The organism is Mycobacterium sp. WMMD1722 (genome assembly GCF_049315205.1).
Classification (GTDB): Bacteria; Actinomycetota; Actinomycetes; order Mycobacteriales; family Mycobacteriaceae; genus Mycobacterium.
Genome location: NZ_CP186056.1, coordinates 3,923,465 through 3,943,078 on the forward strand (window position 1 = coordinate 3,923,465; position 19,614 = coordinate 3,943,078).

The 19,614-nt window shown below is 68.5% G+C and carries 21 protein-coding genes; 10 read left to right on the forward strand and 11 right to left on the reverse strand.

Features of this window, described 5'->3' with window-relative positions:
• Positions 1 to 8 precede the first annotated feature (8 nt).
• The 4 genes from ACN27E_RS18745 to ACN27E_RS18760 all read right to left on the reverse strand — a co-directional run bounded on the left by ACN27E_RS18745 (position 9) and on the right by ACN27E_RS18760 (position 4,796).
• Positions 9 to 1,163, reverse strand: coding sequence for a URC4/urg3 family protein (locus tag ACN27E_RS18745; RefSeq protein WP_422743718.1), 1,155 nt, complete (start codon positions 1,161 to 1,163; stop codon positions 9 to 11).
• Positions 1,160 to 2,395: a GTP cyclohydrolase II gene (locus ACN27E_RS18750; protein ID WP_422743719.1), complete on the reverse strand. Its 1,236-nt coding sequence runs from the start codon at positions 2,393 to 2,395 to the stop codon at positions 1,160 to 1,162. The genes ACN27E_RS18745 and ACN27E_RS18750 overlap by 4 nt, the downstream gene beginning before the upstream one ends.
• Before the next feature lie 75 nt (positions 2,396 to 2,470).
• A complete protein-coding gene (locus ACN27E_RS18755) occupies positions 2,471 to 3,607 on the reverse strand; it encodes an acyl-CoA dehydrogenase family protein (RefSeq protein WP_422743720.1) in 1,137 nt (378 codons plus the stop codon).
• The gene (locus ACN27E_RS18760; RefSeq protein WP_422743722.1) at positions 3,600 to 4,796 is read right to left on the reverse strand and encodes an acyl-CoA dehydrogenase family protein; all 1,197 of its coding nucleotides are present in this window, start codon (positions 4,794 to 4,796) and stop codon (positions 3,600 to 3,602) included. The genes ACN27E_RS18755 and ACN27E_RS18760 overlap by 8 nt, the downstream gene beginning before the upstream one ends.
• Positions 4,797 to 4,868: 72 nt before the next feature.
• On the opposite strand from ACN27E_RS18760, the gene ACN27E_RS18765 reads away from it, so the two are divergent.
• Both ACN27E_RS18765 and ACN27E_RS18770 read left to right on the forward strand, forming a co-directional pair.
• On the forward strand, positions 4,869 to 5,759 hold the full coding sequence (locus tag ACN27E_RS18765; protein WP_422743723.1) for a DUF1295 domain-containing protein: 891 nt from the start codon (positions 4,869 to 4,871) through the stop codon (positions 5,757 to 5,759).
• Positions 5,756 to 6,907 carry an FAD-dependent oxidoreductase gene (locus ACN27E_RS18770; protein ID WP_422743724.1) on the forward strand — a complete coding sequence of 384 codons (1,152 nt, stop codon included), beginning with the start codon at positions 5,756 to 5,758 and terminating at the stop codon, positions 6,905 to 6,907. The genes ACN27E_RS18765 and ACN27E_RS18770 overlap by 4 nt, the downstream gene beginning before the upstream one ends.
• Here ACN27E_RS18770 and lipE read toward each other — a convergent pair.
• On the reverse strand, positions 6,882 to 8,123 hold the full coding sequence (gene lipE, locus ACN27E_RS18775) for a lipase LipE (protein WP_422743725.1): 1,242 nt from the start codon (positions 8,121 to 8,123) through the stop codon (positions 6,882 to 6,884). The genes ACN27E_RS18770 and lipE overlap by 26 nt on opposite strands.
• A gap of 85 nt (positions 8,124 to 8,208) precedes the next feature.
• Between lipE and ACN27E_RS18780 the strand changes: the two genes are divergently transcribed.
• Positions 8,209 to 8,562 carry a VOC family protein gene (locus ACN27E_RS18780; RefSeq protein ID WP_422743727.1) on the forward strand — a complete coding sequence of 118 codons (354 nt, stop codon included), beginning with the start codon at positions 8,209 to 8,211 and terminating at the stop codon, positions 8,560 to 8,562.
• A 69-nt stretch (positions 8,563 to 8,631) separates the two neighbouring features.
• Positions 8,632 to 9,972 (forward strand): APC family permease, encoded by a 1,341-nt coding sequence (locus ACN27E_RS18785; protein ID WP_422743728.1) that lies wholly within the window; start codon positions 8,632 to 8,634, stop codon positions 9,970 to 9,972.
• Between the two features lie 87 nt (positions 9,973 to 10,059).
• Here the strand turns inward: ACN27E_RS18785 and ACN27E_RS18790 are convergent, their stop codons facing one another.
• Positions 10,060 to 11,022 carry a ferritin-like domain-containing protein gene (locus tag ACN27E_RS18790; protein ID WP_422743729.1) on the reverse strand — a complete coding sequence of 321 codons (963 nt, stop codon included), beginning with the start codon at positions 11,020 to 11,022 and terminating at the stop codon, positions 10,060 to 10,062.
• Between the two features lie 399 nt (positions 11,023 to 11,421).
• Here ACN27E_RS18790 and ACN27E_RS18795 point away from each other — a divergent pair, with 399 nt between their 5' ends.
• Both ACN27E_RS18795 and ACN27E_RS18800 read left to right on the forward strand, forming a co-directional pair.
• A complete protein-coding gene (locus ACN27E_RS18795; RefSeq protein WP_422743731.1) occupies positions 11,422 to 11,820 on the forward strand; it encodes a heme-binding protein in 399 nt (132 codons plus the stop codon).
• 155 nt (positions 11,821 to 11,975) lie between these two features.
• On the forward strand, positions 11,976 to 12,242 hold the full coding sequence (locus tag ACN27E_RS18800) for a hypothetical protein (protein ID WP_422743732.1): 267 nt from the start codon (positions 11,976 to 11,978) through the stop codon (positions 12,240 to 12,242).
• 17 nt (positions 12,243 to 12,259) lie between these two features.
• On the opposite strand, the gene ACN27E_RS18805 is transcribed toward ACN27E_RS18800, so the two are convergent.
• Positions 12,260 to 12,757: a hypothetical protein gene (locus ACN27E_RS18805; protein ID WP_422743733.1), complete on the reverse strand. Its 498-nt coding sequence runs from the start codon at positions 12,755 to 12,757 to the stop codon at positions 12,260 to 12,262.
• A gap of 17 nt (positions 12,758 to 12,774) precedes the next feature.
• Positions 12,775 to 13,128, reverse strand: coding sequence for a DUF732 domain-containing protein (locus ACN27E_RS18810; protein ID WP_422743735.1), 354 nt, complete (start codon positions 13,126 to 13,128; stop codon positions 12,775 to 12,777).
• A 348-nt stretch (positions 13,129 to 13,476) separates the two neighbouring features.
• On the opposite strand from ACN27E_RS18810, the gene ACN27E_RS18815 reads away from it, so the two are divergent.
• Genes ACN27E_RS18815 through ACN27E_RS18830 form a run of 4 tightly spaced genes read left to right on the forward strand, consistent with a single transcriptional unit; the run spans position 13,477 to position 18,115 of the window.
• Positions 13,477 to 13,905 (forward strand): MmpS family protein, encoded by a 429-nt coding sequence (locus ACN27E_RS18815; protein WP_422743737.1) that lies wholly within the window; start codon positions 13,477 to 13,479, stop codon positions 13,903 to 13,905.
• Positions 13,902 to 16,802: an RND family transporter gene (locus ACN27E_RS18820; protein WP_422743738.1), complete on the forward strand. Its 2,901-nt coding sequence runs from the start codon at positions 13,902 to 13,904 to the stop codon at positions 16,800 to 16,802. The genes ACN27E_RS18815 and ACN27E_RS18820 overlap by 4 nt, the downstream gene beginning before the upstream one ends.
• A 9-nt stretch (positions 16,803 to 16,811) precedes the next feature.
• Entirely contained in the window at positions 16,812 to 17,648 is an 837-nt protein-coding gene (locus tag ACN27E_RS18825; RefSeq protein ID WP_422743739.1) for an SDR family NAD(P)-dependent oxidoreductase, read from the forward strand.
• Positions 17,645 to 18,115 carry an SRPBCC family protein gene (locus ACN27E_RS18830; RefSeq protein WP_422743741.1) on the forward strand — a complete coding sequence of 157 codons (471 nt, stop codon included), beginning with the start codon at positions 17,645 to 17,647 and terminating at the stop codon, positions 18,113 to 18,115. Before ACN27E_RS18825 ends, ACN27E_RS18830 begins: the two co-directional genes overlap by 4 nt.
• A gap of 3 nt (positions 18,116 to 18,118) precedes the next feature.
• Here ACN27E_RS18830 and ACN27E_RS18835 read toward each other — a convergent pair whose 3' ends face one another.
• The 3 genes from ACN27E_RS18835 to ACN27E_RS18845 form a co-directional block, all read right to left on the reverse strand.
• Complete coding sequence (locus tag ACN27E_RS18835; protein WP_422743743.1) at positions 18,119 to 18,763, reverse strand: class I SAM-dependent methyltransferase; 645 nt, start codon at positions 18,761 to 18,763, stop codon at positions 18,119 to 18,121.
• Entirely contained in the window at positions 18,760 to 19,239 is a 480-nt protein-coding gene (locus ACN27E_RS18840; RefSeq protein ID WP_422743745.1) for a DUF5078 domain-containing protein, read from the reverse strand. Before ACN27E_RS18840 ends, ACN27E_RS18835 begins: the two co-directional genes overlap by 4 nt.
• A 73-nt stretch (positions 19,240 to 19,312) precedes the next feature.
• Positions 19,313 to 19,582: a hypothetical protein gene (locus ACN27E_RS18845; protein ID WP_422749971.1), complete on the reverse strand. Its 270-nt coding sequence runs from the start codon at positions 19,580 to 19,582 to the stop codon at positions 19,313 to 19,315.
• Positions 19,583 to 19,614: the final 32 nt, after the last annotated feature.

Genomic DNA, 19,614 nt, shown 5'->3' on the forward strand with positions numbered 1-19,614 from the left:
CCCTTGTTTCAGAAGACCGTACCGTCCGAGTCGATCATCAAGGGCGGCAGACCGTCCCGCATCCGCTGCGCAAGCTCCCGCCCAGCGGCCCACGTCCCGCCCTCCAGGACACAGGCCAGCGGGAGATCCGCGCCCAGAGCGGCGCACACCAGCGGCGCCAGCTCGTCGAGCAGCGCCACGGTCAGCGCCCGCCATTCGACGATCACCTCGTCGCCGACCCGCCACGTCCGCACCGCCGTCTCGGGGTCGCGTAATCGCAGCACCCCGGTGTCCAGCAGCAGGCCACCGTTGCGGTATTCGGGTAGCCCGGTGAGCGCGTCCACACCGCCGACGTCGGTGCCCGACCACCCGAGCGGCTCGAGCAGGGAGTACGTCAGCCATTGGGAGAGTTTGTGGAACGGCACCCATCCGGCGGCGCGGTGATGCCAGCAGTCACCGAGCGGTGTGCCGTCGAAGTCGTTGCCCGTCAACCAGATCGGTGCGAGCGTGGTGAGCAGCCAGGACAGGATGTCGTGCGCCGACACCGGCGGGATGAGTTGATCGACCAGTGCGCCGGGCCGCCCACCCGCGTCTTCGAGCGCCGCGCCGAGGCGACGCATCAGGGTCGCTCGCCCGTCCAGGCCCGCCAGGGGATTGTCCGGCCCGACCTGAAACGCCGTGCCCAGCCGGTCGGTGGTCATGGTCGCCAGTGCCGCCGCATCGGCGCGCAGCGGTTCGTCCGGGTCGCTGGAGAACATTCCGTCGGCGAAAGCATGCCAGCTGGCCACGCCGAGTCCCTCAGAACGCGAGAACCGTTGCCCGGAAGCAGTTTCGGTGTAAGTCCAGGTCGGCCCCGCCCCGGCGTCGAGCAGGACGCTGACCACCGTCAGATCGATCATCGCGCGGGCCTGTCCGGCGGCGTCGGCGCCGGCGAGGCGCTTCTCGAGATCCGATCGGCGGTCGACCCCGCCGGCCTCGAAGTGCCGCCATCGGCTGTGGAACGGGATCGCCAGATCCGGGTAGCGCGTGCGGGTGACCGTGGCCACCAGCTCGGCCGCGTGCTCGAGCGCGCCGTCGTCAACGGTGAACCACGCCGACTCACCGGCCCGGGCCCGGGCCAGCAGCCGCCCGGACCGCTCGCGCACCGCGGCCGTCGTCCTGAGCTCGGCCACCGCCGAATTCATGAACCCAACCCGCGACCCTTGACCTTCTTGAGCTCGTCGGCGTCGGGCACCGGGCCAGGAGTGAAGTAACCGGCGGCCATCTTCGCGTCGATCTCCACGCGAGCGTCGTCGGGGATCAATTCGTCGGGAATGTTGACCCGCTCGCCCACCTCGATGCCCGAGCCGGTGATCGCGTCGTACTTCATGTTGCTCATCGACACCAGGCGATGGATCTTGCGGATCCCTAGCCAGTGCAACACATCGGGCATCAGTTCCTGGAAGCGCATGTCCTGCACGCCCGCAACACATTCGGTGCGGGCGAAATACGAATCGGCGGTGTCGCCGCCGACCTGGCGCTTGCGGGCGTTGTAGACGAGGAACTTGGTCACCTCGCCGAGCGCGCGGCCCTCCTTCCGGGAGTAGGCCACCAGTCCCACGCCGCCGCGCTGGGCGCCACGCAGGCACTCCTCGATCGCGTGGGTGAGGTAGGGCCGGCACGTACAGATGTCGGAGCCGAACACGTCGGAGCCGTTGCACTCGTCGTGCACGCGGGCGGTCAGCTCCACGCCCGGGTCGGCCAGATCGGCGGCGGCGCCGAAGATGTAGAGCGTCTGGCCCCCGATCGGCGGGAGGAACACCTCCAGATCCGAGCGGGTGACCAGTTCGGGATACATACCGCCGGTCTCCTCGAACAGCACCCGGCGCAGGTCGGTCTCGGTGCAGCCGAAGCGCTGCGCCACCCCCGGCAGCCACCACACCGGTTCCACCGCCGCCTTGGTCACCAGGGCGGCGCCGTTGGCCAGCAGGAACCGTCCGTCCGGAATGAGCCGGCCCTTGGCGATGGCGTCGGCCACCTCCGGCAGGATGACGTGCGCCTTGGTGACCGCGATGGTGGGCCGGATGTCGAGCCCGGCGCCCAGTTCGGTGGCGAAGGCGGCGGCCACGTCGGCGCCCCACGGGTCGAGGCTCACGATCCGCCCCGGCTCACACCACTGCGGGTACGGGCCGATGACGTCGGTGGGGGCGGTGTCGGTGAGGTCGGCCCGGTGATCGCGTTTCAGCGCGCCGGCGGCCACCGCGAGCGCCCGGTAGACGCTGTAGGAACCGCTGTGGGTCCCGATCACATTGCGGTGCAGGCGATTCGCCGTGGTCCCGACCACCGGGCCGCGCTCGGCCGGAGTCGGTGCGCCCCAGGTGATCGCCGGGGTGCCCACCGCGCCGCTGTGCGAGGTCAACCGGATGTGGCCGGGCATGTTCACTCCTCCCTTGAGGGGAATGCGCCAGCATAGCGACTGGGCGCCGTCCGCGCCGGGTGGCGCGGCCCGCCCTCAGAGCGGGGTGCCCGCCGCCACCTTCGGTGCCCGGTCTGCCGAGGCGCCGTCGAGCACGATCTCGGCCACCCGGTCGCGATGCTGTTCGGCGCTGCCCAGTAGGGCGGCGTCGGTGACCGCCCGCTTGAAGTACAGGTGCGCCTGATGCTCCCAGGTGAATCCGATCCCGCCCAGCACCTGAATGGTGTCGGCGGCGATGCGGCTCAGGGCGGCCGAGCAGGTCGCCTGCGCGATCGCCGTCGCCAACTGGGCGTCGTCGGAGCCGTCGGCCAGCGCCCACACCGCGTGATACGCCGTGGAACGGGCGTGTTCGGCGTCGACCAGCATGTCGGCCAGCCGATGCTTGACCGCCTGGAACGACCCGATCGGCCGGCCGAACTGCAGCCGTGACTTCGCGTACTCCACGGCCAGATCGAGCAGATGCGCTGCCGCTCCGACCTGTTCGACCGCCAGCAGCGCGGCGCCGACGTGCAGGGCGTGCTCGATCACCCGCGGCGCTTCGTCCGGTCCGGCGATCAGCGTCGCCGCGGCCCCGGACAGGGTGACGTCGGCCTGCGGGCGGGTCAGGTCCAGGGTGACCAGCCGCACCCGTTCCACGCCGTCGGTGTCGCCTTCGACGGCGTACAGCCCGACCCCGTCGGCGCCGGTCGCCGCGACCAGCAGGACGTCGGCCGTCCCGGCGTCGACCACCGGGCCCAGCTGACCGGACAGTGTGGATCCCTCGGCGCGTACCGCCGCCGCATCCGCCGCGAAGGCGGCGGTGCGGGTGCCCTCGACCAGATCGGCCAGCAGCGCATCGCGCGCCTCGCCACGGGAGGCCGCGACCAGCGCCGGGATGGCGAGATAGACGGTGCCGAACAGCGGTCCGCAGGCCAGCGTCGCGCCGAACTGTTCGACGGCGACGGCCTGGTCGACCAGACTGCCGCCGACCCCGCCGTCGGCCTCGGGCACCGACAGGCCCAGCACGCCGAGTTCGGTGCCCAGCCGGGTCCAGACCGTGCCGTCGAACGGCGGATCTGACTCCATCAGCGTGCGCACCGTGGCCTCGCCGAAGTGCTCGGCGCAGAATTTGCGCACGGCGTCCAGCAACTGCTGCTGCTCATCGGTGAACACCCACTCCTGCTCCTCAGCCACGCGGCACCTCCTTCCACGGCATGCCCGCATCCGCCCGCAGATCTCCGGGCAGACCGAGCACCCGCTCGCCCAGGATGTTTCGCATCACGTCGGACGTGCCTCCCTCGATGGTGTTGGCGCGGCTGCGCAGGAACCGCTGCTGGATCGGCCCGCGGAAATCCGAGTTCTCCCGGTCGTCCTCGGGCATCGCGTAGCTGTGGTACAGCGTGGCTTCCGGACCCAGGAAGTCCATGCACCACTGATAGATGTGCTGGTTGAGCTCGGCGCCGACCAACTTGCCGATCGACCCCTCCGGACCCGGACCGCCGACCGTCGCCGCCGCGCGCGACCGCTCGGCGGTCAGCCGCTGCGCCTCCGAGCGCAACCAGAGTTGGGTCAGCCGATCGCGCAGCACCGGCGTCTGGCGGTCGGGCCGGGACGCCCACAGTGCGGTGGCATCGGAGATCGTGCCCGCCCCACGCCGGCTGCCGCTGCCGCCGAGCGCGCTGCGTTCGTTCATCAAGGTGGTCATCGCGACCCGCCAGCCGTCCCCGACACCGCCGAGCCGGTGCGCGTCCGGGATGCGGGCGTCGGTGAAGTACACCTCGTTGAACTCCGCGTGGCCGGTGAGTTGTCGCAGGGGTCGCGTCTCGACCCCGGCGGAGTGCATGTCGATGACGAAGTACGTCAGCCCCTTGTGCTTGGGGACGTCCGGGTTGGTCCGGGCCAGCAACAGACCCCACCGCGCCCGGTGGGCCAGGCTGGTCCACACCTTCTGACCGTTGATCACCCACTCGTCGCCGTCCGGAACCGCCGACGTCGCCAGCCCGGCCAGATCCGAGCCCGCGCCAGGTTCAGAGAAGAGCTGGCACCAGATGTCCTCGGTGGTGGCCAGCGGCCGCAGCCACCTGCGCTTGAGATCGTCGCTCTGGGCGTGCTCGCGCACCGTCGGTGCCGCCATGCCGTAGCCCATCGGATTGAGTCCGAGGGGCACCGGCCCGCCCGCTGCCTGCAGGATGCGATCGGCGACGGCCTGCAGACCCCGCGACAACCCGAGCCCGCCCAAGCCCTCGGGGAAGTTCACCCACGACAGTCCTGCGTCGTAGCAGGCGCCGAGATATTCGCGGATGGGCACGGATGTCGGGTCGTGTTTCTCCACCACCCCGCGGGCGAGTTCGGCGACCCGTTCGGTATCAGCGACGGTGCTCATCAGACCACGATAGGCCGCCAACTAGAACGTGTTACCGTTCGGCCCACGTCGTCGGTGAGGAGGCCCGCTGAGGTGACCGCGAACCGGAGCAAAGCCGCGTCCCTGGGCCTGGTCACCCTCGCCTACGTGATCGCCCTGGCGGTCGCGGCGGGCTGGTTGGGGTGGGGCCCGCAGACCGGGAGGCTGTGGCTCGACACACTGATCGCCGACGTGCTGGCGACGCTGGTCGTCTTCGCGTTCAGCCGGGCCTACCGCAACTCCAGTTTCTACGACGCCTACTGGAGTGTGGTTCCGCCGGTGCTGCTGTTCTGGTGGTGGAGCCAAGCCGCCGACCCCGACCCGCTGCGGTGCGCACTGGTGGCGACGGTGGTGGTGCTGTGGGCTGTGCGGCTCACTGGGAACTGGGCGTACGCGTTCCCGGGCCTGCACCACGAGGACTGGCGCTACCCGATGTTCCGGGAGCGGGCGGGCCGGTTCGAATTCGTCGCCGATCTGGTGGCCATCCATCTCATCCCGACGCTGCAGGTGTTCCTGGGGATGGTGCCGGTGTACATCGCGGTGACGACGCCGGGGCGCGGCTGGGTGTGGCTGTCGTCGGTCGCGTTCGTCGTCGGTGTCGCGGCGGTGGCGCTGGAACTGGTCGCCGACAACCAGATGCACCGCTTCACCCGCACCCGCCGGCCCGGTGAGGTGATGGATCGCGGACTCTGGGCCTGGTCGCGCCACCCGAACTACTTCGGCGAGTTCAGCTTCTGGTTCGCGCTGGCGCTAATCGGTGTCGCGGCCGCGCCGGGGCAGGCGTGGTGGCTGTTCGCCGGTGCGGCGGCGATGCTGGCGATGTTCCTCGGGGCCAGCATTCCGATGATGGAAGACCGCAGCCTGGCCCGTCGGCCCGGCTACGCCGACGTGGTCGCCCGGGTCTCCCGTTTCGTGCCGCGCCCGCCGCGCGGGGCACGGGTATGACCCGCCCGCGGGTCATCGTCGCCGGGCTCGGCGACAGCGGTCTGCTGACTGCGCTGCGGTTGGCGCCGCACGCCGACGTGGTGGGCATCTCCACCAAACCCGGACTGGTCAGCGGGCAGGAACTGGGCGTGCGGCTGGCCCGGCCCCGGGACTGGGCGCGTGACTACTGGATCGCCTTCGACCGGTTCCGCGGGTTGGCGTCAGTGCGCACCGTGCACGCCACGCTCACCGGCCTGGATCCGTTGGCGCGCAGGGTGTCCGCCACCTGTCAGGATGGATCCGAATACGTGGGAAGTTACGATGCGCTGGTCATCGCGACCGGTGTCAGCAACGGCTTCTGGCGCACGCCCGCGATACAGCGGCCCGACGAGATCGCCCTCGATCTGCAGACCGCCCACAATCAGTTGGCCGCGGCCGCGACGGTGCTCGTGGTGGGCGGCGGGGCGGCGGCGGTGAGCAGTGCCGCGAACCTGGCCCTGCGCTGGCCCGGTAAGACCATCGAACTCGCCTTCCCGGGTGCGCAGGCGCTGACCAGCCACCATCGGCGGGTATGGACCCGGATCGCCCGCCGGCTCACTGCCCTGGGGGTCGTGCTACGACCGGGACACCGCGCCGTGGTGCCCACCGGATTCGCCTGCGATCGCATCACCACCGGCCCGGTTGAATGGACCACCGGACAACCGCCGTCGCCCGCTGACGCGGTGCTGTGGACGATCGGCCGGGTCCGGCCCAACACCGGCTGGCTGCCCACCGGTCTGCTCGACGACGAGGGCTTCGTCGTCGTCTCGCCACAGCTGAAAGTGGCCGGTGCTCAACGGGTATGGGCGATCGGTGACGTGGCGGCGACCGATCCGCTGCGCAGTTCGGCCCGCAACCGCGCGGACAAGCTGCTGGCCGCCAACATCCTCGCCGACTTCCAGGGCCGCCCGCTGCGGGCCTACCGGCCCCCCGGCCGGCGCTGGGGTTCGGTGCTGGGAGTGCAGCCCGACGGGCTGGAAGTGTTCGCGCCCAACGGAATCGCCGTACGTTTCCCGTCATGGTCGATCGACCGGGTACTGCAGCCGTGGATCGTCCGGCGCGGCATCTACGGCGGGGTGCGCGCGGGCGACGAGATGGGCGCCGTCAGCGCCGCGGGATCTCGGCGTTGATGCGATCGAGCAGCGCCGGATAGCGGTTCGCTTCGCGGTGCCGGCCCGGCTTGCCGCTGCTGATCACCGCGGCGGCGAGATCGCGGGCCGGGTCGGCCCACACGGCGATGTCGGTCAGACCGGTGTGACCGAACGCCTCGGCGCAGTCCCGGCCGAACGGGCCGAACCGGTGGGAGCCGAGCATGTAGCCGGTGCCCCATCGCAGCGGCATCAGGCCGGTCGCGAGGTCGGGACGCAGCCGCCGGGCCTGTCGGGTCGCGGCGTACAGCGTCTCGGGCGAGAGCACCCGCACACCGTCGAGTTCACCGCCGCGACGCAGGATCTCGGCGAAGCGGGACAGCTCGAAGGCCGTCGACACCGTACTCGACGACGGCACCACGCTGGTGAGGAACGCCGGGGTGTTGGAGAACGGGATTATCTGCTGCGGCGTGCCGCCGACCGCCACCTTGAACGCCTTGGCGATCGGGGCGGGCAACGGCTTTCCGGTGACTCGGCTCGGCGCCACCAGCGGGACATCCTGCGGCGCAACGCCGTAGTTCGTCCAGCGGAAGCCGAGCGGTTCGAGGATCTCGGTCGCGAGGATCTCGCGGATGTTGCGGCCGGTGGCCGCCGAGACGATCTCCCGCACCAGCGGGCCCCAGGTCAGACCGTGGTAGATGTGCACCAGGCCGGGGGGATACACCGGTCTGAGCTTTCCGAGCATCTCCCGGGCGTACTCGCTGTCGTCCATCCGCTTGAGATCCGGGCGCGGTCCGGTGGCGAACGGCACCCCGGCGCTGTGCGTCATCACATGCCGGATGGTGGTCCGGTCTTTTCCGTGGCTGGTGTAGGTGGGCAGATAGTCACAGACCCGGTCGTCCAACGAGAAGTGACCCCGCTCGACGAGCATGTGCACCACCGTCGTGGTGATGGCTTTCGCCGCGCTGTAGGCGCAGAACGGGGTCGCGGTGGTGACCGGCACTCGTTCGGCGTCGGCGGGATCGTCGGGGCCGTTGCCCCAGCCGTGGCCGATCGCGCGGTCGAGCACCACCCGGCCCCGGTGTCGCACACACACTTGGATGGCCGGGTGCATGCCGGCGCGGTACCAGTGCCGGGCCGCCTCCCAGATCCGCTCCACCCCGGCCGGTGCGACGACGGAGTGGTCCTCGACGCCGACGTCGGTGACCGCGTCGAGGTCGTCCGGCACCCGGATGCGTCCATCGAGCGTCTCGGTCATCCCGACAGGGTAGCCACGGCCCGAACGATGACATCCGGACCGTCGCCGGGTCGGTACCGGTGGACCACGACGAAAGGAGGCCACCGTGGCCATCGACCACCTGCTCGCGGTCGTGCCGGTGTCCGACGTCGGCGCGAGCCGCCGCTGGTATGCCGCGCTGTTCGGACGCGACGCCGACAACCACCCGATGCCGACGCTGGTGGAATGGCAGGTCGTCCCCGGAGGGTGGGCGCAGATCTTCGCCGACCCGCAGCGCGCGGGGTCGGGGCTGCTCAACATCGCGGTCGGTGACCTCGACGCGCACCTCGACGGGTTGCGATCCAGGGGTCTGGAACCCGAACCCGTCGTGGCCGCCGCCAAGGGTGTGCGGCTGTCGACATTGGCCGACCCCGACGGCAATCTGATCCGGCTGATCGGCGGGTTCCGGGTGCATTACTGACGAGGATGCTTGTCCGCCGACCGGAGGGGTATGTGGTGCTGCACCGGTTCCGGCAGGCAGGAGGCATACATGGCATCGGATGCGACGGCCCAGACACACGACGGTGACGCCGACACCGGCGGCAAGCTCAAGCGCCGGATCACCGGGCCGCTGCTGTACCTGTTCATCCTCGGTGACGTCCTCGGTGCCGGCATCTATGCCCTGATGGGTGAGCTCTCCACCGACGTCGGTGGGGTGCTGTGGGCGCCGCTGGTGGTGGCGCTGTTGCTGGCGCTGCTGACAGCGGGTTCCTATGCGGAGCTGGTGACCAAGTATCCGGCCGCCGGCGGTGCCGCGGTCTTCGCCGACCGGGCGTTCAAACGGCCGATGGTGTCGTTCCTGGTGGGCTTCTCGATGCTCGCCGCGGGGATCACCAGCGCGGCCGGGCTGTCGCTGGCTTTCGCGGGCGACTATCTCAAGACCTTCGTGGACGTGCCGACCGTGCCCGCGGCGATCGTCTTCCTGCTGCTCGTCGCCTGCCTCAACGCCCGTGGAATCAGCGAATCGGTCAAGAGCAACGTCGTCATGACGATCGTCGAGCTGACCGGCCTGCTGATCGTGATCATCGCGGTGGCGATCATGGTGGGCGGCGGCCGCGGCGACGTCGGCCGGATCACCGAATTCCCCGACGGCGCCACCCCCGCCCTGGCGATCCTGGGCGGCGCCATCATCGCCTACTACTCGTTCGTCGGCTTCGAGACCTCGGCCAATGTCGCCGAGGAGATCCGCAATCCCAGCAAGGTGTATCCGACCGCGCTGTTCGGGGCGCTCATCACCGCCGGCGTGGTGTACGCGTTGGTCGGTATCGCCAGTGCCACGGCGCTACCGCCGGGTGAACTGGCCGGCTCGTCGGGTCCGCTGCTGGCCGTCGTCGGCGCCACCGGCGTCGGGGTGCCCGACTGGCTGTTCAGCGCGATCGCCCTGGTGGCGGTCGCGAACGGCGCCCTGCTGACGATGATCATGTCCAGTCGGCTCACCTACGGCATGGCCGAGCACGGGCTGCTGCCGGTCGTGCTCAGCCGGGTGCTGCCACAGCGCCGCACGCCGTGGGTCGCGATCGTCGCGACCACCGCAGTGGCCATGCTGCTGACGTTGACCGGTGACCTCGGGATGCTGGCCGAGACGGTGGTGCTGTTGTTGCTGTTCGTGTTCATCTCGACCAACATCGCGGTGCTCGTGTTACGTCGTGACACCGTCGACCACGAACATTTCCGGGTGTGGAGCTTCGTGCCGGTGCTGGGGGTGGTGTCCTGCGTCGTGCTGCTGACCCAGCAGAGCGCCCAGGTGTGGCTGTTCGCCGCGATCCTGCTCGCGGTGGGTGCGGTGCTCTATCTGGTGGCGCGGACGGCCACCCGCCGCGAACGGATCTGACGAGGTCCCCGCGGCACCCGCCGGGCGGCGAAGAGAACGAAGCCCCCGCAACCATGCGGCTGCGGGGGCTGACGTTCGAACGCGGGATCAGCTGATGCCGACCACTTCCTGTGCGATCGCGGCGAGGCGGGTCTGCGCGGCGGAGACGACGCGCGACCGGTTCTTGTGCGCCTCCTCGTAGGCGACGACGGTGCGGATGTCCGAGGCGTCGGTCAGATCCTTCACCGCGGCCACCGCATCGGCGACGGTCAGATCGTCGTAATCGGCGATCGGCAGCTCGGAGGAATCGACGACGCCGGCCCGGCTGCGCGCGGTGTGCAACGCGTCGGCCGCATCGTCCGCGCCCTCGTTGCGGGTCACCTGCTCGGCGGCGGCCAGTGCGGCGTCCCGCGAGGCGTTCAGCGCCTTGCCGGCCACGTCACTGACCCACTGGCCACGGTTGACCAGCTCGTTGAACGCCGGACCGGTGCTACGCAGGGCCTCCAGCGTGCGGTCGACGCTGCGGGTGGTCCAGGTGATCGGCAGGTTCACCGCACGCACCGCCATACCGGTCGCGGCCTGCAGCGGAGTGCGGCGCAGCGCGGCCGGCCCGCCCAGCGCGTCCTCGGCCAGCACGGTGGTCAGCCACTCGACCGTCGCACCGTGAGCGGTGATCAGACGATCGGCGAGAGCCTGCACATCGGCGTTCTTCGCGGCGACGGCGAGCGCCTTGAGGTAGCGCGCCCGGTCCAGGAGCTGATCCTCGAGCGCGAGATCGCCGAGCAGCGCCTCGTCGAACGGCTCGGCCTGCTCGGTGAGGGCCTTCACCGCCGCGGCGGCGCGACCCAGGAACGGCCCGATGACGTCCGGGAAACCGCCGAGGTCGCGAATGGTGGTCTCGATGGCCTCCGCGCGGTCGCGGCCGTTGCTCGCGTTCTGCTCGAGTTCGGTACGGACCGCCTCGGTACGGGCCTGGGCGACGCGGGTCTCGGCGACCTGGATCTCGGTGTGGGTCAGATCCAGCAGCGTGCGCAGCTGGGCGAGAATTTTGGTGGTATCGATGTCGGTCAAGGTAGTTCAGCCCCTTTTCGCGTTGACTGTTTCGATGTCGGCGCTCGGGTGCACCACAGTTCGGGTTGCCGTCCGCTCTCTCAGATAACCCGATATGGCGTCGTTGTGACGTATCCCTCAATTGCATGCATGTCGATAACTCGAGTAACGATTCAATATCGCTTCAGATCACGATCATTTAAGAAACGCCTGCAAAGTCTATGAAAAGGCCGTTCTGCCTGAGCGAATAGGCGGGGTGACCGGCAAAAGTGCGGTCAAGCTCACATCACCGCACGGTAACGCCGCCGAATGGCACGCGATGCTCCTGATCGACCGGCCGGTACGCCCATTCGCCTTGTGTACCTTGGCTTTCGGGCGGGGAACCCCTGAATTACGGAATGTCCTGAAGAGGAAGTGATCATGATCAACAGTGGTAATGCGGCGCGTCGTGGGCTTGCCGGTGTTTTCGCCGGGCTGGTGTTCGGTGGGGTGGCCGCAGCAACCATCGCCGCGCCGACTGCATCGGCTGCGCCGGATTGCAGCGCCAGTGGAGTGGCTAACACCGTCAGCTCCGTCACCGGCTCGGCGCGCGGATATCTCGCCGCGCATCCGGGCGCCAATCAGGTGGTGACCGCGGCGATGAACCAGCCGCGTCCGGACGCCGAGGCCAACATCCGCGGCTACTTCACCGCCAACCCGCAGGAGTACTACGAACTGCGGGGGATCCTGGCGCCGATCGGCGAGACGCAGCGGCAGTGCAACGTCTCGGTACTGCCGGCAGACCTGTCGTCGGCTTACGACCAGTTCATGGCCGGCTGACCCGAGTGCAACTCCTGACGGCCCGTCGCGTGCAGCGGCGGGCCGTCGGCGTGTGCGGGGAACGAGGGCCGGCGCTGACTGATCGCCGTTTGCATCACCGCCGGTGCGGGTAGAAACAGCCCGTCAAGCTCAGCGACGGAACAAGGAGTGCAGCGATGGGCGAGCGCGTGAATGCCCCCGGCGACGCGACCACCGAGGCGGTGGCCACGACCGGTCTGTTCTCCCTGTTCACCGCGATCATCGCGGTGGCGGTCTGCCTGGCCGGCATCGGCTCGTCGGATGTCATCGCCTCCGCCGTCGCAGGCGTCGTCGCAGTGGCCAGCTTCGTGGCCAGCATCGTCTGCTTCAGCATGCAGGCGCGCGAGCGCGTCGAGCGCACCCCCGTTCCGGCCCAGGTCCAGCCGGCGCCGGCTGCCGCCTGAGGGGCGACAGCCGATCCTCAGGGCAGGGGCACCGCGAACTGACCCGGTCCGAGGAACCGGCGCAAATCACCGAAGAACGCACCGGGACCCGGTGGGGGAGGCGGCGGCGGACACGCCGCTGCGCAGTCGGCCAGCACCCACGCCTGACAGTGACTCGTGGTGAACGCCGTGTCGGTGACCTCGATACGCACCGTCTGCGGCTTCTTGGTCAGCGCGTTGTCGACAAGCGTGTCGCCGGCGACCCGCTTCCAATAGCAGGCGACGTCGTCCACCGGGCCGCCCGAGGTGTACGTCCCGGGCAGGATGTCCGTTCCGACGGCGTAGGTGCCGTCGGTGTCGATGAGCGTCTTGGGTGCGGGGGGCGAGGCGTCGGCCGGTGCCCCTGCCGGCGCCTCAGCCGGAGCCGGGGCGGGTGGGTCGCTCGATTCGGTCGGCTCGGCGTGGGCCACGCCGACCGTCGACAACCCGACGACCAGCAGCGCCGCGGCGCTCGCCAAACAGTTGCCGGTGTTCATCGTGTGCCCACCTCCGATCAGGCGGGCGCTTCTGCGGGCAGCAACAGCGACAGCTTGTCCGGGCAGTAGTACTTCATCGCGCTGCCGAGGAACTGCCACGATTGCTCCGCGGAGGTGTCCTTCTCCATGTTCATGGCGATGAAGCGGTGCGCCTCGACCGAATCGGCGTCCAGGCCGGTGCGCATCCGCTTGCAGACGATCTTGCCGATCCAGGCGTTGTAATCCTTCTGGCCGTAGATGCCGAAGGTGTGGAGTTCGTTGGCGAAATCGGTGTCCGGATCGGCCTGTGCGGGGGCCGCCACGGTCAGCGACATCGTGGCCGCCGCCGCGATCGAACCGATGGCGGCCACGATGGTCCTGCTTGCCTTCATGGCGGGGATGATACCGCTAGCCAAGCTAAACGTCAGCCGCCTGAGCCAAGTGACCGGCGCCACACCATGACGACCTTGTGACGGGCGTCTCCGCTGGTAGACGGAAGCTGCATTAAACATTTAAATCCTCTAAGGTTCCTGGTTATATTGGCTAAGTTTTCATCAGGATCGAGGAGGATCGGACGTGTCTCGGGCATTCGGACGCACACCCGGCGCCGGGTCCGATGCCGCGGCGTCGGCCGCGATCCGCGAAGATTGCGGAGAAGACATCGCCAATCCGCGGGATGCGGTCGTGTCCCGCGCGGCCGTTCGGCCGTGACGACGATTCTACGAGTGTCGGGGATATAGATGCTGGGTCTGGCCAAGAAGATGTGGATACCGATTGTCATCATCGTGGTGGTGGTGATCGCGGGGTTCACCGTGCACCGGGTGCGCGGCTACTTCGGCTCCGAGGGCATCACCGTGACCCCCCGGGTGTTCGCCGACGACCCGGAACCGTTCGACCCGAAGGTGGTCCGGTACGAGGTCTGGGGTTCCGGCAGCTACGCCAACATCAACTACCTGGATCTGGACGCCAAGCCGCAGCGGCTGGACAACGCCGCCCTGCCCTGGACGCTCGTGCTGGAGACGACGGCACCGTCCGCAGCCCCCAACATCCTCGCTCAGGGCGACGGAAACTCCATCGGCTGCCGCATCGTGGTCGACGATGAAGTCAAGGACGAGAGGACCGCAAGCGGCGTGAACGCCCTTACCTACTGCTTCGTGAAGTCCGCATGAGCGCCCCCAGCACCGAAGCGCCGACCGACGCCTTTCCGCCGCAACGCCCGGCCAAACGCCCGATGATCCCGCGGCTGATCCGCATGTTCGCGGTGCCGCTCATCCTCATCTGGATCGCGATCATCGCGTTCCTCAACGTCTCGGTGCCCCAGCTCGAAGAGGTCGGCCAGATGCGCGCCGTCTCGATGAGCCCGCAGGACGCCCCGTCGATGATCTCGATGCAGAAGGTCGGCGAGCTGTTCGAGGAGGGTGACTCCGACAGCAACGTGATGATCGTGCTCGAGGGTGAGCAACCGCTCGGCGACGACGCCCACGCGTTCTACGACCAGATGATCGACAAGCTCGAGGCCGACCCGAAGCACGTCCAGTCGGTGCAGGACTTCTGGAGCGATCCGCTGACCGCCACCGGGTCCCAGAGCAATGACGGCAAGGCGGCCTACGTCCAGGTCAAGCTCGCCGGCAACCAGGGCGAGTCACTGGCCAACGAGTCGGTCGAAGCGGTTCAGCAGATCATCGCCGGACTGCAGCCGCCGCCGGGGGTGAAGGCGTATGTGACCGGACCGGCGGCGCTGGCCGCCGACCAGCACATCGCCGGTGACCGCAGCATGCGGATGATCGAGGCGGTCACCTTCAGCGTCATCATCATCATGCTGTTGCTGGTCTACCGGTCGGTGCTGACCGTGATCTCGGTGCTGATCATGGTCGTGCTGTCGCTGACCGCATCGCGCGGTGTGGTGTCCTTCCTCGGCTACCACGAGATCATCGGGCTCTCGACCTTCGCGACCAACCTCCTGGTCACCCTGGCGATCGCGGCCTCGACGGATTACGCGATCTTCCTGATCGGCCGATATCAAGAGGCCAGAGGCACCGGGGAGGACAAGGAGTCCGCGTACTACACGATGTTCCGCGGCACCGCGCACGTCGTGCTGGGCTCGGGCCTGACGATCGCGGGTGCGACGTTCTGCCTGAGCTTCACCCGGCTGCCGTACTTCCAGACCCTCGGTGTGCCGCTGGCCATCGGCATGGTGGTGGCGGTCGTCGCATCGCTGACCCTCGGATCGGCGATCGTGGTGGTGGCCAGCAAGTTCGGGCTGCTCGAACCCAAGCGGGCGATGCGGGTGCGCGGCTGGCGCAAGATGGGTGCCGCGGTGGTCCGCTGGCCCGGTCCGATCCTGGTCGGGGCGGTCGCGCTGGCGCTGGTGGGTCTGCTCACCCTGCCCGGCTACCGCACCAACTACAACGACCGCAGCTATCTGCCGGCCGACCTGCCGGCCAACGAGGGCTACGCCGCCGCCGACCGGCACTTCTCGCAGGCCCGGATGAACCCCGAACTGTTGATGATCGAAAGCGATCACGATCTGCGGAACTCGGCGGACTTCCTGGTGATCGACAAGATCGCCAAGGCGATCTTCCGCGTCGAGGGGATCGCCCGCGTCCAGGCCATCACCCGCCCGGACGGTAAGCCGATCGAACACACCTCGATCCCATTCCAGATCAGCATGCAGGGCACGTCCCAGGAGCTGACCAGGAAGTACAACGAGGACCTGACGGCCCAGATGCTCAAACAGGCCGACGACATGCAGACCACCATCGACACGATGACCCGGATGCAGAACCTGACTCAGCAGATGAGCGATGTCACCCACAAGATGGTTCTGCAGATGAAGGAGATGGTGGTCGACGTCGAGTCGCTGCGCGACAGCATCGCCAACTTCGACGACTTCTTCCGGCCGATCCGCAACTACTTCTACTGGGAACCCAAGTGCTACAACATCCCGGTCTGCTGGGCGATCCGGTCGGTGTTCGACACCCTGGACGGCATCAACGTGATGACCGACGACATCAAGGCGATCGTCCCGCAGATGGAAGAGCTGGACCGGCTCATGCCGCAGATGGTCGCGATGATGCCCGAGATGATCCAGACCATGAAGACGATGAAGACCATGATGCTGAACATGCATTCCACCCAGAAGGGGATGCAGGATCAGATGGCGGCCATGCAGCAGAACTCGTCGGCCATGGGCGAGGCGTTCGACGCCTCGATGAACGACGACTCGTTCTATCTGCCGCCGGAGGTCTTCGACAACGCCGACTTCAAACGCGGAATGGAGCAGTTCCTGTCGCCCGATGGGCACGCGGTCCGGTTCATCATCAGCCACGACGGGGATCCGCTCACCCCGGAGGGCATCGCCAAGATCGACCGGATCGAGACCGCCGCCAAGGAGGCGATCAAGGGCACCCCGCTGGAGGGCTCGAAGATCTACCTCGGCGGTAGCGCGGCGACGTTCAAGGACATGAACGACGGCAACACCTACGACCTGGTGATCGCAGCCATCGCGGCGCTGGCGCTGATCTTCATCATCATGTTGATCATCACCCGCAGCATCGTCGCGTCGGCCGTGATCGTCGGCACGGTGGTGCTGTCGCTGGGGGCGTCGTTCGGCCTGTCGGTCCTGATCTGGCAGCACATCCTGGGCATCGAACTGCACTGGATGGTGCTGGCGATGTCGGTGATCATCCTGCTGGCGGTCGGCGCGGACTACAACCTGCTGCTGGTCTCCCGGCTCAAGGAGGAGATCCACGCCGGGCTCAAGACCGGCATCATCCGCGCGATGGGCGGATCGGGGTCGGTGGTGACGGCTGCGGGTCTGGTGTTCGCGTTCACGATGATCTCGATGGCGGTCAGTGAGCTGACCGTGATCGGTCAGGTCGGTACGACGATCGGCCTGGGCCTGCTGTTCGACACCCTGGTGGTGCGGGCGTTCATGACACCGGCGATCGCGGCACTGATGGGCAAGTGGTTCTGGTGGCCGCAGCGGGTGCGCAACGCCCCGGTGCCGGCCAAGTGGCCCACCCCGCCGCCGCCGAAGAACCCGGAGGCGATACCGGCCCCGTAGGCTCGGTGCATGGCCGGGAGAACGATCGTCATCACGGGTGCCAGCGACGGCCTCGGCGCCGCTGCGGCGCGACGGTTGCACCGCAGCGGCGAGCGGGTCGTCGTGGTCGGTCGCTCGCCGCAGAAGACGGCCGCCGTGGCCGACGGGCTGGGTGTGGAGTCCTTCGTCTGCGACTTCGCGGACCTGGCGCAGGTCCGCGAACTCGCCGGCCGGCTGCTCGAGGCCTGTCCGCGCATCGACGTGCTGGCCAACAACGCGGGCGGGATGATGAACACCCGCGAGATCACCGTCGACGGCTTCGAGAAGACGCTGCAGGTGAATCATCTTGCGCCGCTTCTGTTGACGACGCTGCTGCTCGACCGCCTCGCCGAATCCGGTGCTGCGGTGCTCAACACCTCGAGCATGGCGAGCCGGTTCGTGCGCGTCGACTTCGACGACCTCGATGTGGTCCAGAACCAGCACGGCGCCCTGGCGTACGCCTCGTCGAAGCTGGCGAACATCCTGTTCACCCGGGAACTGCACCGCCGCTACCACGGCGCGGGTATCTCGACGGCGGCCTTCCACCCCGGGCCGGTCGCGTCCAATTTCAGTGCAGAGGTGCGCAATCCGATGTTCGGGCTGTTGTACCGCACCCCGTTGCGGCATCTGGCGCTGATCGGACCCGAACAGGGCTCCGACGAGCTGGTCTGGCTCGCGTCGGCGACGCCCGGTACCGACTGGCGCTCCGGGGAGTACTACGTCAAACACAAGGTGCGCAAACCCAACCGGCTGGCCGACGACGCGGCGCTGGCCGCGCGGCTGTGGGATCGCAGCATCGAGCTGGTCAGCGCGAAGGCGCTGTCATGAGCGTCACGGTGGTCGACAACGGCCCGCGGCAGGTCAGCCGCTCCGTCGAGGTCGACGCTCCGGCGGCCGAGGTGTTCGCCCTGCTCGCCGACCCGCGCCGCCACCACGAGTTCGACGGCTCGGGCACCGTCGGCGCGAACATCGACGCACCCGCCGATTTGGTTGCAGGAGCGCGATTCTCGACCAAGATGCGCATGGCAGGCGTGCCATACCGGATCACCAGCACCGTGACCGCGCTGAACCCCGGCCGACTGCTCGAATGGCGGCACCCCTTCGGGCACCATTGGCGATTCGAGGTCGAGGAGATCACGCCGCACCGGTCGCGGGTCACCGAGACCTTCGACTACCGCGACACCGGCGCGCTCAAGGACCGGTTCGACTACTACGAGCGCACGGGTTTCGCCAAGCGCAACGCGGCGGGCATCGAGGAGACCCTGCGCCGGCTGCACGACCACTTCAGCGCCTGATGTTCAGCGGGCCTTCCGGCCGACGGTGATCACGTCGTTCACGAACTTCGTCCACAGTGGCCGGCTCACCGGATGCTGGTCGCCCACCTCGAAACCGGCGCCGGTGAACAGCTTTCGCAGGGCGCCCGGCGTGGGGTTGTGGGCCGGGGCAAGGCGCCCGGCCGTCAGCTGATCGAGCGCCTGGGGGTATCGCACGCTGATGGTCGCCACGGCGACCATCCCGCCGGGTGCCAGCACGCGGTGGAAATCGCGCAGTGCGGCCGGCTGGTCGAAGAAGTGGAACGCCGACGTGCTGACCACGGCATCGAGCGCACCGTCGGCGAAGGGGAGTTTCTCGGCCGGCCCGCGCATCCACCACACCTTCGACGACCGGGCGTTGGCCTGGGCGAGCATGCCCTCGGACATGTCGACACCGAACACCTCGTCGGGTTCGAGTTCGCGTTGGATCCGGTCGGCGAGAATGCCCGTGCCGCAGCCGATGTCGGCGATGCGGCCGGCACCGTGAGCGCGCAACTGAGCGATCACCTCATCCTGGGCGGGCCGGTACACGAACCGTTGCAGCACCTGGGTGTCGTACGCCGGTGCCGCAAGGCTCCAGAAGCCGGTGACCGCGGAGTTGAGCGCCCGATGGGGGACGGCTGAGGTCACCTGACGGGCCAACTCCACACGGACATGTCGCCCTTGGGGTAGTTCATGCAGACGTCGGTGGCGTGCGCGACGACGCCCTTGTTGTTGAAGAAGAGTTTGGCCCAGTTGCCCCACCGGGTGGCGGTCTGCTCGTAGAACACGTTGGTCGCGGTGTCTTCGGAGTACTGGCGACGTGCGACCGGATCGAGCGAGAAGAACCAGTGGATCCGGTCGAAGGCCATCTGCTGGACATCGGCCGGGCGGTTGCTCCGGTCGATCATGTAGCGCTCGAAGTAGACGGGGCTGGTGTCCCGGGCGGCGGCCATGTACTGCTCGACGTCGCAGGTGGTCACGATGATGCGGTGGGGGATCGGATAGTCGTCGGTGGCGTCGGCTCCCGCGACCGACGGGGCCACACTGGCCGAACCCAGGTATGCCGATGCCGCCGCGGCCAGGGCGACGCCCACCCGGCCGGCCCGCTTCAACAGTCCACTCATCGTCATTCCCGCCTCGTTCGTGTGCAGATCACATCGACTATATAGCGCAGCTAGCTACAGCGGTATCCCGCGATCAGCCACCGTTGGTCACCGGATTAGAGGACAGGGTGATGAATGCGCCGTTGATCCACACGCCCCAGCGGCCGCCCCAGCCGGAGTTCCATACCACCGGTTGGCCCGCCCACCGTTCGGCCGGTTTCGGCGGCGCCCAGGCCGGCGGCACCTCGCCGATCACCGGCGGCGGAGGCGGCGGCGGCTGGGCACCTGCTGTCGCGGCGCCGAATCCGAGCGCCCCGGCGACCACACCGCACGCGACGACGAACGAACGCGAGAAGAGATTCAACCTGTGCACGGCATTCTCCAGAGTCGACGGAC

Bases quoted from the DNA above. Each gene is read 5' to 3' on its own strand.
- ACN27E_RS18815 (WP_422743737.1), top strand. From the start codon at position 13,477: ATGCTGGGTCTGGCCAAGAAGATGTGGATACCGATTGTCATCATCGTG.
- ACN27E_RS18805 (WP_422743733.1), bottom strand. From the start codon at position 12,757: ATGAACACCGGCAACTGTTTGGCGAGCGCCGCGGCGCTGCTGGTCGTC.
- ACN27E_RS18820 (WP_422743738.1), top strand. From the start codon at position 13,902: ATGAGCGCCCCCAGCACCGAAGCGCCGACCGACGCCTTTCCGCCGCAA.
- ACN27E_RS18840 (WP_422743745.1), bottom strand. From the start codon at position 19,239: ATGAGTGGACTGTTGAAGCGGGCCGGCCGGGTGGGCGTCGCCCTGGCC.
- ACN27E_RS18770 (WP_422743724.1), top strand. From the start codon at position 5,756: ATGACCCGCCCGCGGGTCATCGTCGCCGGGCTCGGCGACAGCGGTCTG.
- ACN27E_RS18750 (WP_422743719.1), bottom strand. From the start codon at position 2,395: ATGCCCGGCCACATCCGGTTGACCTCGCACAGCGGCGCGGTGGGCACC.
- lipE (WP_422743725.1), bottom strand. From the start codon at position 8,123: ATGACCGAGACGCTCGATGGACGCATCCGGGTGCCGGACGACCTCGAC.
- ACN27E_RS18800 (WP_422743732.1), top strand. From the start codon at position 11,976: ATGGGCGAGCGCGTGAATGCCCCCGGCGACGCGACCACCGAGGCGGTG.
- ACN27E_RS18795 (WP_422743731.1), top strand. From the start codon at position 11,422: ATGATCAACAGTGGTAATGCGGCGCGTCGTGGGCTTGCCGGTGTTTTC.
- ACN27E_RS18830 (WP_422743741.1), top strand. From the start codon at position 17,645: ATGAGCGTCACGGTGGTCGACAACGGCCCGCGGCAGGTCAGCCGCTCC.
- ACN27E_RS18825 (WP_422743739.1), top strand. From the start codon at position 16,812: ATGGCCGGGAGAACGATCGTCATCACGGGTGCCAGCGACGGCCTCGGC.
- ACN27E_RS18810 (WP_422743735.1), bottom strand. From the start codon at position 13,128: ATGAAGGCAAGCAGGACCATCGTGGCCGCCATCGGTTCGATCGCGGCG.
- ACN27E_RS18785 (WP_422743728.1), top strand. From the start codon at position 8,632: ATGGCATCGGATGCGACGGCCCAGACACACGACGGTGACGCCGACACC.
- ACN27E_RS18760 (WP_422743722.1), bottom strand. From the start codon at position 4,796: ATGAGCACCGTCGCTGATACCGAACGGGTCGCCGAACTCGCCCGCGGG.
- ACN27E_RS18745 (WP_422743718.1), bottom strand. From the start codon at position 1,163: ATGAATTCGGCGGTGGCCGAGCTCAGGACGACGGCCGCGGTGCGCGAG.